Genomic DNA, 15,946 nt, shown 5'->3' with positions numbered 1-15,946 from the left:
GGGGACCGGGCCGGGGCGCGAGACCGGGGACCGGGCCGGGGCGCGAGACCGGGGACCGGGCCGGGGCGCGAGACCGGGGACCGGGCCGGGGCGCGAGACCGGGGACCGGGCCGGGGCGCGAGGCCGGGAACCGGGGTCGCCGGGACTACCATGGTCATGCCGCTGAGCTGCGGCGCGGGTCGAAGGACGTGGCGGGGAGGACTCCTGAACAAGGTCACCATCAGGGATGTCGCCGAGCTCGCCCGGGTGTCCCAGTCATCGGTGTCGAACTACTTCCACAAGCCCCACAAACTCTCCGAGGCCACTCGGGAGCGCATCCGGCAGGCGGTGGAAGCGCTGGGGTTCGTGCCCAACGACGCCGCCCGCATGCTGCGCACCGGCGTCAGCCCGGTGATCGGGTACCTCGCGTTCGAACTCGCCAGTGCCACCACGCCGCAGATCGCCGCGGCGATCGAACAGCGCGTGTCCGCACGCGGCATGTACCTGTTGATGGCCAACGACACCGGCTCTCGGCAGCGGGAGCGGGACTACCTGCAACTCTTCGAGCAGCAGCGCGTCGGCGGCATCATCGTCTCGCCCGTGGGCGATGTCGAGCCGGAACTCGACCGGCTGCGCCGGCGCGGCATCGCCAGTGTGCTCAGCGCACGGCGCGCGGTCTCCCCCAGGCAGGCCTCGGTCTCGACGGACCACGTCGCCGGCAGCCGGCTGGCGGTCCGGCACCTGATCGGACTGGGCAGGCGGAAGATCGGGTTCGTCGCCTCCTCACTGGACCTGCGACAGGTCGCCGACCGGCAGCGCGGCGCCCTGTCCGTGATCGAGAACGTGCCGGACGCGAGCCTGGAGATCATCTCCGTACCGGAGCGGTCCGTGCAGGCGGGCATCGCCTGTGCCGACCGGCTCGCGGCCCGTGCCCCCGCCGACCGCCCGGACGCCCTGTTCTGCGCCAACGACCTGCTGGCCATCGGTGTCATCCAGTCCTTCGTGACCGGCGGGCGGGTGCGCGTCCCGGACGACATCGCCGTGGTGGGCTACGACGACATCGAGTTCGCCCAGTCGACCGTGGTACCCCTGACCTCCGTGCGCACCCCGCACGCCCGGCTGGGTGCCGCGGCGGCCGATCTGCTGATCGACGAGATCGCCGCGCTGCGCGATCCCGGCGCGGCGGGTGAGGGACGCACGGTGCCACAGATCGAGTTCTCGCCCGAACTCGTGGTACGCGCCTCCACCGGCGGCTGAACCCCCGTCTCCCCGGGAAGCGGGCCTTTGCGGTCCACCCTGCTAGTAAATCGTTTCACCTTTTGCCGACCGACCCCTTGACGGGTGCACGGACTGTCGGGCTCCCTTGTACGCAACCTTGGTAAAACGTATTACCAGCGGAGGCGCGGGACTGCCTCCGTGCAGAATGGAGCACCTCATGGCGCAGATCAACGCGACGCCGCCGCAGCTCGACCGGAGACACTGGATGCTGGCCGTGGCCGCAGGGATGGCCTCGTTCCTGGACTCCGGAGCCATCATCTCGGTCGGGCTGGGGCTGGCCCTGTGGCAGGACAGCTTCGGGCTCGACCTCTGGACGGTCGGCCTCCTGGGATCGGCGCTGACCCTGTTCATCGCCGTGGGCGCGCTGACCGGAGGCCGGCTGGCGGACCTCCTCGGCCGCGGCCGGGTCTTCTCCCTGACGATCCTGCTCTACGCGGTGGCCGCCCTCGCCGTGGCGTTCGCACCCGGCGCGGGCGTGCTCGTCGTCGGTGTCATCGTGATCGGTGTCGCCGCCGGAGCGGACCTCCCGACCTCCATCGCCGTCCTCTCCGAGCGGGCGCCGGCCGGTGCCGAGGGCAGGCTCGTCGCGTTCACGCACGTCATGTGGACCGCCGGGGTGGTCTTCGCGACCTCCCTGGGCTTCGCCGTCGCCACGCTCGGCACGTTCGGCATCCGGCTGATCTTCGCCACCCTCGCGGTGCTCGCCGTCGCGACCTTCGCCTTCCGGGCGTTCTACCCGCCGTTCCGGCAGCTGGAGGCCGAAGCCGACTCCCGACACACCGCCGAGGGGGTCGACCCGTCCCGCGCGCTGCCGCTGCGCGCCCTGTTCCGCGACCGCCGCCTGGCCGCCATGATGCTGCTGACCGCGCTCTTCTACCTCTTCTTCACCCTGGTCGCCAACACCTTCGGCTCGTTCAAGACCTACTTCCTCGTCACGGTCGGCGGCTCCTCGCAGTCCTTCGCGACCGGCCTGTCCTTCGGGACCACCCTCATCGGCCTGGCCGGCACGATCGTCTTCACGCGCATCGCCGACACCCGGTGGCGCAGCCGCTTCTTCGCGGCGGGCGTCGTGATCTTCACGTCCTGCCAGCTCCTGATCGCCGTCACCGGCGGCGTCGTCCTGCCGGTCATGATCGTCGCGCTGGTGCTGTACAACATCGGCTTCCCGTTCGTCGGTGAGGCGCTGTACAAGATCTGGACCCAGGAGTCGTTCCCGGTGAACGCGCGGGCCACGGTGCAGGGGGCCACGATGGCCGTCGCCCGCCTCGTCGCGTCCGGGTTCGCGCTCGTCACCCCGGCGCTGATCGACTGGAGCCCGTCGGGCCTGTACGTCCTGCTGACCTTCTTCGCCCTGGTCTCCGGCGGGATCGGCATGCTGATCATCCGGCGTGTGCAGCGGCCCCCGGCCGGGACAGGGGCGACGGCCGGCGCCCTGACCGCCACCACCACCGGAGACGCCCGATGACCCGTGCCGCCATGGTGCAGGCCGGAGCCCCGCGCATCGGCCACAGCGACGAACCGTTCGTCCCCGACTCCCGTCCCCCGCTGTCCTGGAAGACCACGACGGAGCTGCCCTCATGGGTGCAGGCCGCCGCCGACATCGAGGTCACCCGTGCCGGCGGGACCACGACGGCGCGGGTCGACGGACCCGAATCCGTGCTGGTCGACTGGCCCTTCACGCCCCTGCGGCCGTGTGAGACGGTCCAGGTCCGCGTGCGGGTGCACGGCAAGGACGGCTCCGTCTCCGAGTGGAGCGCGGCCACCGAGGCGACCGCCGGGTTCCTGGCCCCCGGCCAGTGGCACGCCCGGTTCGTCGGCTCGGGATCCGAGGAGCCGCAGCTCCTGCGCGTCACCTTCGAGGTGCCCCGCCCGGTCCGCCGCGCCCTGCTGCACTCCACCGCGTTCGGCGCCTACGACCTCCGCCTCAACGGCGCCCTGGTCGACGACGCCGAGCTCAAGCCCGGCTGGAGCAGTTACCAGTGGCGCGTCCTCCTCGACGTCGCCGACGTCACCGCGCTCCTGCGCCCCGGCCGCAACGCCCTCGGCATCACGCTGACCGGCGGCTGGTACACCGAGCGCTTCGGGTTCCGCGACGCCGCCGCCCGCTTCTACGAAGGACCGCCGGCCGCCGCCGCGCAGCTCACACTGGAGTACGAGGACGGCGGTGCGGAGACGGTGCTCACCGACGAGCGGTGGCACTGGGCGCGGGCGCCGGTCGTGTCGGCCGGTCTCTACCAGGGCGAGACCTACGACGCCCGCCTGGCCGTCCCCGGCTGGTCGGACCCGTCGTTCGACGACGCGCGCTGGAGCCCCGTCCGACTGCCGGGCGTCCCCGAGGTGACGCCGGTTCCCCGCTCGGCACCGCCGGTCCGCGTGACGGAGCACCGTGCCGTCGAACGCGTCCTGACCTCACCGAGCGGCCGGACCATCCTCGACTTCGGCCAGAACCTCGTCGGGCGGGTCCGGATCCGGGTCACCGGTCGGGCCGGGCACACCGTCACCCTGCGCCACGCCGAGGTCCTGGAACACGGAGAACTCGGCACCCGGCCCCTGCGCAACGCCGCCGCCACCGACCGGTACACCCTGAGCGGCGACGGGGAGGAGGTCTGGGAACCGAAGTGGACCTTCCACGGTTTCCGCTACGTCGAAGTCGGCGACTGGCCGGGCGCGTTCGCACCCGAGGACGTGACGGCCGTCGTGCTGCACACCGACATGGTCCGGACCGGCGACTTCAGCACCTCCCACTCGCTGTTGCAGCGCTTCCACGACAACGTCGTATGGGGCATGCGCGGCAACTTCCTCTCCCTCCCGACCGACTGCCCGCAGCGCGACGAACGCCTCGGCTGGACCGGCGACATCCAGGTCTTCGCCCCGGCCGCCGCCTTCCTCTACGACTGCGACGCCTTCCTGCGGTCCTGGCTGGAGGACGTCAGGCTCGAACAGCGGGCCGCGGACGGGGTCGTGCCCATGGTCGTGCCGGCGGTGATTCCGCAGGTGCCCGGGCTCCTCAAGCCGGTCGCGGCCTGGGGGGACGCCATCACCGTCGTGCCGACTGTGCTGTGGGAACGCTTCGCGGACCACGAGACGCTCCGGGACTGTTACGCCGCCATGGCGGCCTGGGTGGACGTGGTGCGGGACCGGGCGGGCAGCGACCTGCTGTGGGAGGAGGGACTGCAGTTCGGCGACTGGCTCGACCCCGACGCGCCGCCCGAGCGGCCCGGTGACGCCAAGACCGACGCGGGCATCGTGGCCACCGCCTACTTCCACCGCTCGGCACTGCTGACCGCCCGGGCCGCGGCCCTCCTCGGCCGGGAGGCCGACGCCCGGCACTACGGCGACCTGGCGGAGCGGATCGCCGAGGCCTTCCGCGGCGCCTACGTCACACCGCACGGACGCATGATGTCCGACTCCCCCACCGCCTACGCGCTCGCCATCGTCTTCCGTCTCGTCCACGGCGAGCGGCGGCAGGCCCTGGGCGACCGGCTGCGCGACCTGGTCCGCGCCGCCGGTTACCGCATCGCGACCGGCTTCGTCGGGACCCCGATCGTCTGCGAGGCCCTGACGGAGACCGGCCATGCCACCGCCGCCTCACGCCTGCTGACCCAGACGGAATGCCCCTCATGGCTGTATCCCGTCACGATGGGCGCGACCACGGTGTGGGAACGCTGGGACTCGATGCTGGAGGACGGCTCGATCAACCCGGGCCAGATGACGTCCTTCAACCACTACGCCCTGGGTGCCGTGGCCGACTGGCTGCACCGCGACGTCGCCGGACTCGCCCCGCTCGAACCGGCGTACCGCGTCATCAACATCGCCCCGACCCTGCTCGACGACCTGGACGACGCCTCGGCCCGGCACGAGACCCCGTACGGGCCGGCGGAAGCGGGCTGGCGGCGCGACGGCGACGAGGTGTCCTTCCACGCCCGGGTCCCGCCCAACACGCGGGCCGTCGTCGAACTGCCCTCCGGAGCACGGCACGAAGTCGGCAGCGGGACGTACACCTGGGTCGAGCGTCATCCCCGGCCGTCGTCACCGCGCGGCAGGCTGACGCTCGGCAGCGGCCTGGACACGATCATCGACGACCGGGCGGCGTACCAGGCCGTGCTGGACGCCGTCCGCGGCATCGACGAGGCGCGCGCGGAGGCGTTCCGCCGTACGACGCGGTGGTGGCGGGGCCGCGAGCTGCGCGAGCCTCTGGACAAGGCGCCGCTGCCGGTCCTCGCGGCGGTGGAGGAGGCGCTCGCGGACCTCCCGGCCCTCGACCGGTGACGCGAGGGCAGTCGGCTCCGTCGCCCGTGGGCTGCGCTGTCGCGGCCTGAGGCTCCGGTGCTGTGAGCGCTCGGGCACCCTCTCCCCGGGTGCCCGAGCCAAGATCGATTGTCAGTGGTGGGTGAGAAGGTGAGAACACCTAGCCGGAACGAGGGGGAGCTGTGACGACCGGAACCCAGAACTACATCAACCACGTTGCGCTCGTGCTGGATGCCAGCTCGTCCATGTCGCATCTGAGCGGCAAGGTGGTCGAAGTCGCCGATCAGCAGATCGCCTATCTCGCCCGCCGTTCGAGGGAGTTGGACCAGGAAACGCGCGTCACGGTGTACGTCTTCGCCGACAAGGTGGAGTGCGTCATCTACGACAAGGACGTGCTGCGCATGCCGTCGCTGAAGCAGCTGTACCGCCCTGGTGGCATGACGGCCCTGCTGGCCGCCGCGCTGAAGTCGCAGCGGGAACTGGCCCAGACGGCCCAACTGTACGGCGACCACAGCTTCTTGACGTTCGTCCTGACCGACGGACAGGAGAACGCCAGCCATCGGAGCGCGGACTCCCCCACCCGGGATCCGCGTGAACTGGTCAAGGCCGTCGCCGAGATGATGGCGACCCAGCAGGACAACTGGACGCTGGCCGTCCTGGTGCCCGACCAGATGGGCAAGCGCGAGGCCATGCAGTGCGGCTTCCCCAAGGACAACATCGCCATATGGGACGCCACCAGCACGCAGGGCCTGGAGGAGGCCGGGCAGGTCATCCGGCAGGCCACCGAGAACTTCATGGTGGGGCGCACCCAGGGCATCCGCGGATCGCGGGCGGTGTTCTCCACCGGCGCGGACGCGGTCAACAAGGACACCATCAAGGCGGCCGGTCTCATCCCGGTCGAACCCTCGAAGTACCAGCTGATCCCGGTGGCTCGCGACGCGGGGATCCGGGAGTGGGTCACCGAATGCGGGCATCCTTACCGCACCGGCGCGGCCTTCTACCAGCTGAGCAAGTCCGAGAAGATCCAGGCGCAGAAGCAGATCGCGGTGCTGGAGAAGAAGACGGACCGGGTGTACACGGGGCCGGCCGCCCGAAGCCTGCTCGGCCTGCCGAACACGGAAGTGCGCGTCAAGCCGGACCACAACGACGACTTCACCATCTTCGTGCAGAGCACCAGCGTCAACCGGAAGCTGGTGTCCAACACGCGGCTGTTGCTCATGCTCTGACACCTCGTCGTTCCCGGGGGCCGGAGGCTTAGCCGTCACCGGCCCCCGCCATCAGCGACGTGTCGTCCGTCGTCGGTGCGGCTCGGCACCGACGGGCCGTACCGGCCCGTCCCGAGTCGCGCCTGCGACGGTCGCGCTCACCTGGCATCCTCCGCAGAGGCGTCGGACGGCGCCGCGAGCCCCGGTTCGTGCCGGAGGCCGGCACCGCTGAAGAACCGCTCGACGTCGGCGTCGGTGACCTCGGCGAGAGTCTTCGGCGACCAGCGCGGCCTGCGGTCCTTGTCGACGACCTGGGCGCGGATTCCCTCGACCAGGTCGGGTGTGCCGAGCGCGGCGCAGGACACGCGGTACTCCTGCTCCAGGACGCGGTCCAGCGAGCCGAGGGCCCGGGCCCGGCGCAGGGAGGCGAGGGTGACCTTGAGGGCGGTCGGTGACCTGGTGAGCAGGGTCTCCGCGGCCTCCTTGGCGGCGGGGTCGCCGTGCGCGAGGAGCCGGTCCACGATCTCTTCGACGGTGTCGGCGGCGTAGCAGGTGTCGATCCAGTCCCGCTGGTCGGCCAGGGCTCCCTGCGGGGGCGTCCGCACCAACCCGGCCAGCGCCTCGCTCGCGGGCAGCTCGGTCAGAGAGTCGAGGAGGCGCGGCAGCGAGGCGGAGGGCACGTAGTGGTCGGCGAGCCCGCACAGCAGCGCGTCGGCGGCGCCGGCCTGGGTCCCGGTCAGGGCGAGGTGGGTGCCGCACTCGCCGGGTGCCCGGGCGAGCAGATGGGTGCCGCCGACGTCCGGTACGAAGCCGATGCCGGTCTCCGGCATGGCGACCCGGGACCGCTCGGTGACGACGCGGACGCTGCCGTGGGCCGAGACACCGACACCGCCGCCCATCACGATGCCGTCCATCACGGCGAGGTACGGCTTGGGGTAGCGGGCGATCCGGGCGTTGAGGCGGTACTCGTCGCGCCAGAACGCGCGGGACGCCGAGCCGTCGCCGTCGCGGGCGTCGTCGTGGATGGCGCGGATGTCACCGCCCGCGCACAGGCCGCGCTCCCCCGCGCCGGTGATGACCACGGTCTCCACGGCCGGGTCGCCTTCCCACGCGGTCAGTGCCTCGTCGATGCGGCGGACCATGGTGTGGGTGAGGGCGTTGAGGGCCCGGGGCCGGTTGAGCGTGATCCGGGCGGCGCGTCCGGTGACGTGGAAGAGGACGGGGTCCTCGGCTCCGCTCATCGGAACGCCTCCTCCAGGTCGTGGACCGGGATGGTGCGCATGTGTGCTGCTTCCTTCCGTCTCCGGTGGCGGACACCGCGTCCGCCACCGCCGGCGACGACCGTCTCGTCACCAGGTCCCACGTTGCCTGATGGCCGGCGTGGGCGACCCGGCGGGGGTGGGTGAGGCCGGTTTCCCGGAGAAGGCCCGCGAGCGGGGCCGGCCCCACCGGCGGGCCGGAGGCCGGACCCGGCGCACGCTCTCCCTCCCCCTCCCGCCTGCGCCTTCCCGGTGCGGCCGGTCACCGCACGGAGGGGGTCGGTCAGGACACCGTGCGGCCGGTCACCGCACCGTGGGGCCGGTCACCGCACCGTGGGGCCGGTCACGGCAGGAGTTCGACGTACCCGTCGCTGCCGTGGACGCGGATGCGCTGGCCGTCCCGGATCAGGCGGGTGGCCTGGTCCACGCCGACGACGGCCGGCAGGCCGTACTCGCGGGCGATCACCGCGCCATGGGTCATCAGGCCGCCCACCTCGGTCACCAGGCCCGCGATGCCGACGAACAGCGGCGACCAACTGGGGTCCGTGTAGGCCGTGACGAGGATGTCACCCGCCTGGAGATCGGCTTGCGCCATGTCGAGGACGACGCGGGCCCGGCCCTCGACGGTCCCGGCGGAGACCGCCAGGCCGATCAGGGCACCGTCCGGCGCGTCGTCGCGCCGGTAGGCGCCGTTCAGGGCCTCGCCGTCCGAGGTGAGCACCCGGGGCGGTGTGAGGGCCTGGTACGTGCGGAACGCGTCCTCGCGCTGCCGGATGAGCCGGTGATCCACCCGCTGCGAGCGCACCACCTCGTGGAACTCCTGGAAGGTGAGGTAGAAGACGTCCTCCCGCTCGGCGAGCACGCCGGCCCGCACGAGCCGCTCGGCCTCCTCCAGCAGGGCCTGCTTGTAGACGAAGTAGCGGCTGACGATGCCGTACTTCGGGTACTCCCGGTACCCGATGAACGTGCGGACCCGGTCGATCATCCGCTTGGTCTCGTCGGCTTTCCGGTCCCCGTCCGGCAGGGCACGCAGGCGTGACAGCACGTCCTGCTCCTTCTTCCGCGCCTCCCGCAGACCCTGCTCGAAGCGCTGCCGGGCGGCGCCCGGTGCGAAGTTCCTGACGTTGTCGAGAATCGCCGGCACGAGCGTGCCGGGGCGCTCGCTCCAGCGGGGCCTGGTGATGTCGATCTCGCCGGCGCAGCGCATGCCGTACCGGTCGAGGTAGGCCTCGATCGCGTCGCGCGCTTCGGTCCCGCCCGGGAGTTTCGCCAGCTCGTCCAGGAAGTTCTCGTCCCCGACGCCTTGCAGGAAGGCCACCACCTGGGGATGCGGGCGGATGACGTCCGCGACGTCGAGCAGTTCCAGTCCCATCTCCGACGTGATGTTGCCGGGGGCGGACAGCGTGAGCGTGTCGGCCGCGTTCTTCTCCCCCAGCCACTCCTGCAGCTTGTCGTTGAGCCACCATGTGGCCTCCATCCCGGCCATGATCACCTGCATGCTCAGCCGATCACCGAGGACCCGCTTGTGCTCCGCGAAGGCCTCCAGGAGGAAGTCGAACAGCTCCGGTCCGCTCTTCGTCCGGATGTCGCGCCTCAGGGCGGCGACGGATTCCTGGCTGCGCTCGATCAGCTCGGTGACGATCGCCGGGTCGGTCTCGATCGGGGCGGAGGCGCCGCCGCGCGGCGGTCCGGCGGGGCTCTGGTCCGGCCGCGACGGGACGAAGTCGCCCCGGTCGAGGACGGTTTCGAGCGCGTCCCTGACCAGTGGGTCGCCCCTGCCCACGATGTCCAGGAGGCCCGCGCGGGCCGCGGGCGAGGCCAGGCGCGGCGTGACGTCGACGAACAGCCTCCCGCCGGCCTCGTGCATGGGCGCCATGGCCGTCAGCCGCCACATGGAGAGCCCGAGGGGCTTCATGGCATCGGTCATCATCTGCTGGTGACCGACGGAGACATAGACGTGATTCTCCTGATCTCCGGTCTCGGGGACGGGGAACAGTGTCGTGATCGGCCGACTCTGCACGATCCGGAAGTCGTCGTCGACCAGGCACCACTCGATGTCCTGGGGACGGCCGAAGTGCGCCTCGATCCGCCGCCCGAGCCGCACGAGCCGCACGGCCTGCGCATCCGTCAGCGCCGGCTGCTCCTGCCGCTCGGCGTCGATCGTCACTTCCTGCGTGCCGCCGCCCGGCAGGGCGTGCACGGCGCGCTGTTTGGCGGCGATCTCCTTGGCGACGACTTCGCCGTCACGCACCTTGAAGACGTCCGGGTTCACCAGGCCGGAGACCAGGGCCTCGCCGAGGCCGTAGCCGGCGTCCACGGTCGCGACCTTCCGGTTGCCCGTGACGGGGTCGGCCGTGAACAGGATGCCGGCGGCCTGCGGGAAGACCATCCGCTGCACGACCACCGCCATGTGGACCGTGCGGTCGTCGATGCCGTTGCGCCGGCGGTAGGTCACGGCCCGCTCGGTGAAGAGCGAGGCCCAGCACCGGCTGACGTGCCGCAGGATCGCCGGTGTGCCGACGACGTTGAGGTACGTGTCCTGCTGGCCGGCGAACGAGGCCGTCGGCAGGTCCTCCGCCGTCGCGCTGGACCGGACGGCGCAGGCCGTGTCCTCGCCGAGGCGCGCGAGCGCGTGGGTGATCGCCGCCGTGATGTCGTCCGGGACGGCCGTCTCTTCGATGGTGCGGCGGATCCGCGCGCTGAGGGTGCGGATCGCATCCCGGTCGTCCGGGGCCACGCGTGCCAGTCGGTCGAGCTCGTCCTCGATCGACGGTGCCTGCGCCATGGTCCGCCGGAAGGCGTCCGTCGTCACGCAGAAGCCGTCCGGGACCCGGACGCCCTCGATCCGGGACAGCGCTCCCAGGTGCGCGCCCTTGCCGCCCGCGACCGCGAGCTGCGTCCGGTCGATCTCTCGAAGGTCCAGCACATACTGCTCGTTCACCGCCGCACCTCCGCTACCGCCGTGCTCCGATGCGACAACAACTCACGCATGTAGTGCCCCGTTTCCGCAGGTGCTGGTCTTGGTCGCCGATGATTCTGCGCCGTGCCCCGGGCCTTGCCGCAAGCCCCCCTATGCGCTATAACTTGAGACAGGCAAGGAGAGGTCTCCTTGCCTTCGCTGTTTTCTGCCGCCGGTTCGCGCCGCCTCGTCGACCAGATCGACTTCCGAGCGCACCGCATCGCACCGAGGCCGTCACGTCAACGCGGGTTCTCCATACGCTCGTTGACGCCGCTGATTAACGTCGATAAGTTAACGCCGGTAAGTTAACTTCGTTCATTCACAGCGCTGACAGGGGTGGCGGATGCTGACGATCGACGCCGAAGAGGTGTACGCGCTCGCGCCGTACGCGAAGACGCTCGGAGTCGTGTTCGACGAGATCACGCCGGCCGCCGTCCGGGCCACGCTGGTGCACGACGTCTCCCTGTCCACGGTGGGCGGAGGGCTCCACGGCGGAGCGCTGATGGGACTGGCCGACGTCTGCGCTGCCGTGTGTGCCGCGCTCAACGGCCCGCCCGGCGCCGCACCGGCCACCGTGGAGTCGACGACGCACTTCCTCAGTCCGGCCCGCACGAGCGTCGTTGCGACAGCCAGCCCCTTGCGTACGGGGCGCAACACCGTCGTCGAGGTCGACATCCGTGACGCCGAGGGCGAGCTGTGCGCCAAGGTCACCCAGGTGGTCACCGCGGTCACGCCACGGTCGTCCTGACCCCGCCTCACATCCCGCGGAGTCCCAGCTGTGACCAGCTCCCGAGTTCGCGCCGCGAAGGGCCAGGGCGGTGCGCTCCGGAACCAGTTCCTCGACATCGCCGGTGAACTGCTCGAAGAGGGCGGCGCCGACGCGTTGACGATTCGCGCGGTGGCGGCCAGGGCGGGGGTCAGTCCCCCGGCCGTCTACCTCCACTTCGCCTCGAAGACGGAGCTCGTCCACGCGACATGCCTGCGCGTGTGGGCGTCGCTGTTCGCCGAGTTGGAGGCCGTGTCCCGGGCGGTCCCGGACCCCGTGACGGCGCTCTACGAGAACTGCGCCGCCTACATCTCGTTCGGACTTCGCCACCCCGCCCAGTACCGGCTGGTGATGACCGGCGAGGCCACGGAAGCCAGCCGCCGGAACGCGGACGCGTGCTTTCGGCACTTCCGCGAGAAGGTCGTGGCCTGTCTCGAGTCCGGAGTGCCGGTCGAGAGCCCGACCGAGACCGCGAGGCAGGTCTGCGCCGGTGTGCACGGGGCGGTCTCCCTGCTCATTCACCAGGAGCACGACGTGTGGCCGCCCGATGTCGCCGTGTACGTCGGCCGAGCGGCTTCCTCGGCCGTCCACGGCGCGCTTCTCACCGCGTCCCACGCGTCCGGGCCACCGTCGGTCGGCGCCGTGACGCGGTTGCACGCGGCTCGTTGAGGTCGCCTGCGCGGCGCGTGGTCAGGTCGCGCCGCGCAGGTGCGGGCAGGGGTCAGAGATCAGGATGGGGTGTCGCAGTTGCTGGCCGAAGTCCGGGCGCGCGGTGCCGTCTTCCGGCAGACGATCATGCGACCGCCCTGGGCCCTGCGCATCGCCACCGGCGCTCCGCTGACGCTGGCCGTGATGCTGCGCGGCCGGGCCTGGATCGTTCCCGACGGGCACGAGCCGGTGCCCGTCGGGGTCGGAGACATCGCGGTCGTCCGTGGCGACGCTCCCTACACGGTGGCGGACGACCCCGCGAGCACACCCTCGGCGGTGGTGACCGGCGCCGACTACTGCCCGGGGGCCGGGGCGCCGGGCAGGCCACCGGGCCCGCCCGGACGTGCGGGACACCGGCTGACGGAGCCCCCGTGCTCCTCAGCGGGGCTTTCGAGAGTCGCGGGGAACTCAGCGAACGACTGGTGCGGGCGCTGCCTCCCGTGCTGGTGGTGCCGGGCGAGGACAGCCCGCACCCGGCGGTGCAGCTGGTGGCTCAGGAGATCGCCCGGGAGCGGCCGGGACGGCAGCTCGTGCTCGACCGGCTGCTGGATCTGATGCTGGTCTCCGCGCTGCGCGGCTGGTTCGACGATCCCGATGCCGATGCCCCGGCCTGGTGCCGCGCGCTGGACGACCCGGTCGTCGGCGCGGCGCTGCGGTTGCTGCACGCGGCGCCCGCCCGCCCCTGGACGGTCGCGGACCTGGCCGCCGGGGCGGGGGTGTCGCGGGCCGCGCTCGCCCGGCGGTTCACCGCGCTGGTCGGCGAACCGCCCATGGCCTACCTCACGAGCTGGCGCATCGCCCTGGCCGCGGACCTGCTGCGGCAGACCGACCACACGGTGGGCACGATCGCGAGGAAGGTGGGCTACTCCAACGCCTTCGCGCTGAGCATGGCGTTCAAGAGGCTGCGGGGCACGAGGCCCAGCGACCACCGCGCCGCCGGGTCAGGGCCGGCGGCCGGATGAGGACCGCCCACCCCGGCCGGGACGGGTCAGGAGCGGACGTTCGCCCGGACCGCCTCCTCGATGGGCGTCGAGCCCGTGTTCAGTTCGAGGATCTGCCGGCCGATCCGGGGCTCGTGGAGCAGCTCGGCGAGGGTGGCGGCCACGTCCTCGCGGGTGATCTCACCGTGGAACTCGGCCGGCCCGAGGGACACGGCGCCGGTGCCCGGGCCGTCGAGGAGGAGCGAGGGGCGCAGGATCAGCCAGTTCAGGTCGCTGCGGCTGACCGCGATGTCGGCGTGCTTCTTGACGGCGAAGTAGTACTCGACCTCTTCGCCGAGGTCGCGCTCCCGCCATGACTCGGGGAGGACCGACACCAGCACGAAACGCTCCACACCGGCCAGGCGCGCCGCGCCCATCGCCTTGACGACCCCGTCGCCGTCGACGGCCTTCGTGACCTGCGTGCCGCCTCCGTTCGATCCGGCGCTGAAGACGATCACGTCGGCGTCACCGAAGGCCGCCGCCAGGTGTTCCTCGCTCAGGGTGGAGAGATCGCCGACGTGTGCGCGCACGCCGTGCGTCGCGAGTTCGGTCCGCTGCTCGTCCCGGCGGACGAGCCCGTGGACGTCGTCTCCTCGCGCCCGCAGTTTCCGCGCGAGCAGGCTGCCGATGCCGCCGGTGATGCCGATGATGAAGACGTCCACGGTGGATACTCCGTTCTCTCGACAGGACGCTGTTCTCCCGACAGGACGCCTCGGCTCCGTCGTCGGACCGATGCACCAGCGATCAACCGGCCGCGCCGTAGGGGCTATTCCGCGCCTCGAGGGGCCGGTGGGCCGGTCTCTGCGGGTGGGCTGACGGCGGCGTGGGCCAGGGCCGCGGTCTCCTCGGGCGTACCGTCGATCGGTACGGCCGCCCCCGCTTCGTCCTCCCCGAGCGGTTCGAGGTCTGCGTACTGGGTGCGGAGCAGCTCGGGCGGCATGAAGTGGCCCCGCCTGGCGGAGAGCCGCGCGGCGATCAGCTCGGGTGAGCCGTCGAGGTGCAGGAAGAACACGCGCGGGGCGGCGGAGGACAGCCGGTCACGGTAGCGGCGCTTCAGCGCCGAGCAGGTCACCACACCCCCGCTGTCCGCGTGATCGGCCAGCCATCGTGCGATCTCCTCCAGCCAGGGGCGGCGGTCCTCGTCGTCCAGGGGTTGACCGGAGCGCATCTTCGCCACGTTGGCTTCGGGGTGGAAGTCGTCCCCCTCGGCGTAGGGAACACCGAGGCTCTGTGCCAGCGAGCGGCCCACCGTGGTCTTCCCCGAGCCCGACACACCCATGACCACGACCAGCGGAGCGGAGTTCCGGGACATCCAGAACCTTCCCTTCGAGATCTCGTTGCCAGTGTCTAGAGATCGACGACTGCCTTGACGTCGTCCGGTTGCGGCGTGAACGCCTCCGTCGCGCGGTCCAAGGGCACCCGGCGGGTGATCAGGCGCTCCAGCCATGCCGGGTCGGCCTCCGCGAGGGCGTCGGCGGCCTGCCGGTAGTGGCGCAGGTTGGCGTTGACGGAGCCCACCACCGCGTCGTTCTGCAGCACGATCTCCCTGTTGATCGCACCCGCGTCCACGGTGATCCTGCGTCCTGCGGGCGACACGCCGGTCAGGCACACCACTCCGTAGGGCGCGGTGCCGGTCAGCGAGGCCAGCACGGGCTCGTTCGCGCCGGTCGCCTCGATGACGACGTCCGGGCAGACGGCCGCGACGACCTCCTCGACGTCCCGCGCGTGGTAGGTGGCGCCCAGGTCCCGTACCAGGCGGGGTTTGGGGCCCTCGGTCATCCGGTCGAGGACGTGCACGTCCAGTCCTCGCCGGGTGCCGAGGAGGGCGGCCAGCAGGCCGATGGGGCCCGCGCCGGTCACCAGGACGCGCCGGGGCTCGAACCACGAACGGCCGCCGACGCGCTCGACCTGTTCCCACGCCTTGGCCACCACGGTGGTCGGTTCCATGAGCACTCCGGCGCGGTCCAGGTGCGGGGCCAGCTTCACCGCGTAGTCGGCCTCCACGCACCACGCCTCGGCGCCGTAGCCGTCGATCTCCTTGATGCCGCGCTCGGTGTAGCGGCCGTTGCGGCACATGTCGAACTCTCCGCGGGCGCACGCCCCGCACGGCTCGGGATCCGGGCGGCGCACCACCCCGGCGACCAGGTCCCCGGCCGCGAAGCCGCTTCCGGGAGGTGCCTGCCGCACCCGCCCGAGGGACTCGTGTCCCAGGACCAGCCAGTCACGTCCCGGCGGGGCCGAACCGTACTCGCCGCGGACGATCTCCTTGTCCGTTCCGCACACCCCCACCGCCAGGCCGTCCACCAACAGCTCACCCGCGGCCGGGGCCGGATCGGGCACCTCCCTCACCGCCACGGAGTTCCTGGTGCCGGGTCGCACAGTCACCGCACGCATCACTCACCTCATCCCTCGCTCGGGCGGCGCGGGACGGGCACGCGCCGCTTTCCGACCGTCTGTCCCGTTCAGAGGGTTTCAGCACTGACCGGCCGTTCCCCGGGGGACACGGCCGTGTCGGTGTCTCGGTGTGCCGCGGGGTGCTCCCTCCAACTGCCGGCGGCCGCATC

General features: G+C 71.8%; 11 protein-coding genes and 1 pseudogene. 7 read left to right on the top strand and 5 right to left on the bottom strand.

Annotation, left to right across the window (positions count from 1 at the left end; translation table 11 throughout):
- Positions 1-156: 156 nt before the first annotated feature.
- From ABZ948_RS13655 to ABZ948_RS13640, 4 genes are all read left to right on the top strand, one after another.
- On the top strand, positions 157-1,236 hold the full coding sequence (locus tag ABZ948_RS13655) for a LacI family DNA-binding transcriptional regulator (RefSeq protein WP_359759099.1): 1,080 nt from the start codon (positions 157-159) through the stop codon (positions 1,234-1,236).
- A gap of 178 nt (positions 1,237-1,414) precedes the next feature.
- Positions 1,415-2,722 (top strand): MFS transporter, encoded by a 1,308-nt coding sequence (locus ABZ948_RS13650; protein WP_359759097.1) that lies wholly within the window; start codon positions 1,415-1,417, stop codon positions 2,720-2,722.
- Complete coding sequence (locus ABZ948_RS13645) at positions 2,719-5,526, top strand: family 78 glycoside hydrolase catalytic domain (RefSeq protein ID WP_359759095.1); 2,808 nt, start codon at positions 2,719-2,721, stop codon at positions 5,524-5,526. Before ABZ948_RS13650 ends, ABZ948_RS13645 begins: the two co-directional genes overlap by 4 nt.
- 224 nt (positions 5,527-5,750) lie before the next feature.
- Entirely contained in the window at positions 5,751-6,731 is a 981-nt protein-coding gene (locus ABZ948_RS13640; RefSeq protein ID WP_359759195.1) for a vWA domain-containing protein, read from the top strand.
- Between the two features lie 137 nt (positions 6,732-6,868).
- Here the strand turns inward: ABZ948_RS13640 and ABZ948_RS13635 are convergent, their stop codons facing one another.
- A complete protein-coding gene (locus ABZ948_RS13635; RefSeq protein WP_359759093.1) occupies positions 6,869-7,951 on the bottom strand; it encodes an enoyl-CoA hydratase/isomerase family protein in 1,083 nt (360 codons plus the stop codon).
- A gap of 361 nt (positions 7,952-8,312) precedes the next feature.
- Positions 8,313-10,910, bottom strand: a complete 2,598-nt coding sequence (gene rph, locus ABZ948_RS13630) for a rifamycin-inactivating phosphotransferase (protein WP_359759091.1) — start codon at positions 10,908-10,910, stop codon at positions 8,313-8,315.
- Between the two features lie 361 nt (positions 10,911-11,271).
- Here rph and ABZ948_RS13625 point away from each other — a divergent pair, with 361 nt between their 5' ends.
- The 3 genes and pseudogenes from ABZ948_RS13625 to ABZ948_RS40920 all read left to right on the top strand — a co-directional run bounded on the left by ABZ948_RS13625 (position 11,272) and on the right by ABZ948_RS40920 (position 13,364).
- A complete protein-coding gene (locus ABZ948_RS13625) occupies positions 11,272-11,676 on the top strand; it encodes a PaaI family thioesterase (RefSeq protein ID WP_359759089.1) in 405 nt (134 codons plus the stop codon).
- Positions 11,677-11,706: 30 nt separating this feature from the next.
- Positions 11,707-12,363 carry a TetR/AcrR family transcriptional regulator gene (locus ABZ948_RS13620; protein WP_359759087.1) on the top strand — a complete coding sequence of 219 codons (657 nt, stop codon included), beginning with the start codon at positions 11,707-11,709 and terminating at the stop codon, positions 12,361-12,363.
- 39 nt (positions 12,364-12,402) lie between these two features.
- Positions 12,403-13,364, top strand: a pseudogene (locus ABZ948_RS40920) (AraC family transcriptional regulator).
- 26 nt (positions 13,365-13,390) lie between these two features.
- Here ABZ948_RS40920 and ABZ948_RS13605 read toward each other — a convergent pair.
- From ABZ948_RS13605 to ABZ948_RS13595, 3 genes are all read right to left on the bottom strand, one after another.
- Positions 13,391-14,044, bottom strand: a complete 654-nt coding sequence (locus tag ABZ948_RS13605; RefSeq protein WP_359759084.1) for an SDR family oxidoreductase — start codon at positions 14,042-14,044, stop codon at positions 13,391-13,393.
- Positions 14,045-14,148: 104 nt separating this feature from the next.
- Positions 14,149-14,694, bottom strand: coding sequence for a gluconokinase (locus ABZ948_RS13600; protein ID WP_359759082.1), 546 nt, complete (start codon positions 14,692-14,694; stop codon positions 14,149-14,151).
- Between the two features lie 35 nt (positions 14,695-14,729).
- Positions 14,730-15,776: a glucose 1-dehydrogenase gene (locus tag ABZ948_RS13595; RefSeq protein WP_359759081.1), complete on the bottom strand. Its 1,047-nt coding sequence runs from the start codon at positions 15,774-15,776 to the stop codon at positions 14,730-14,732.
- Between the last annotated feature and the right edge of the window lie 170 nt (positions 15,777-15,946).

Source organism: Streptomyces olindensis, assembly GCF_040645895.1.
Lineage (GTDB): Bacteria > Actinomycetota > Actinomycetes > Streptomycetales > Streptomycetaceae > Streptomyces > Streptomyces olindensis.
This window is presented reverse-complemented; position numbering and strand designations above follow the sequence as displayed.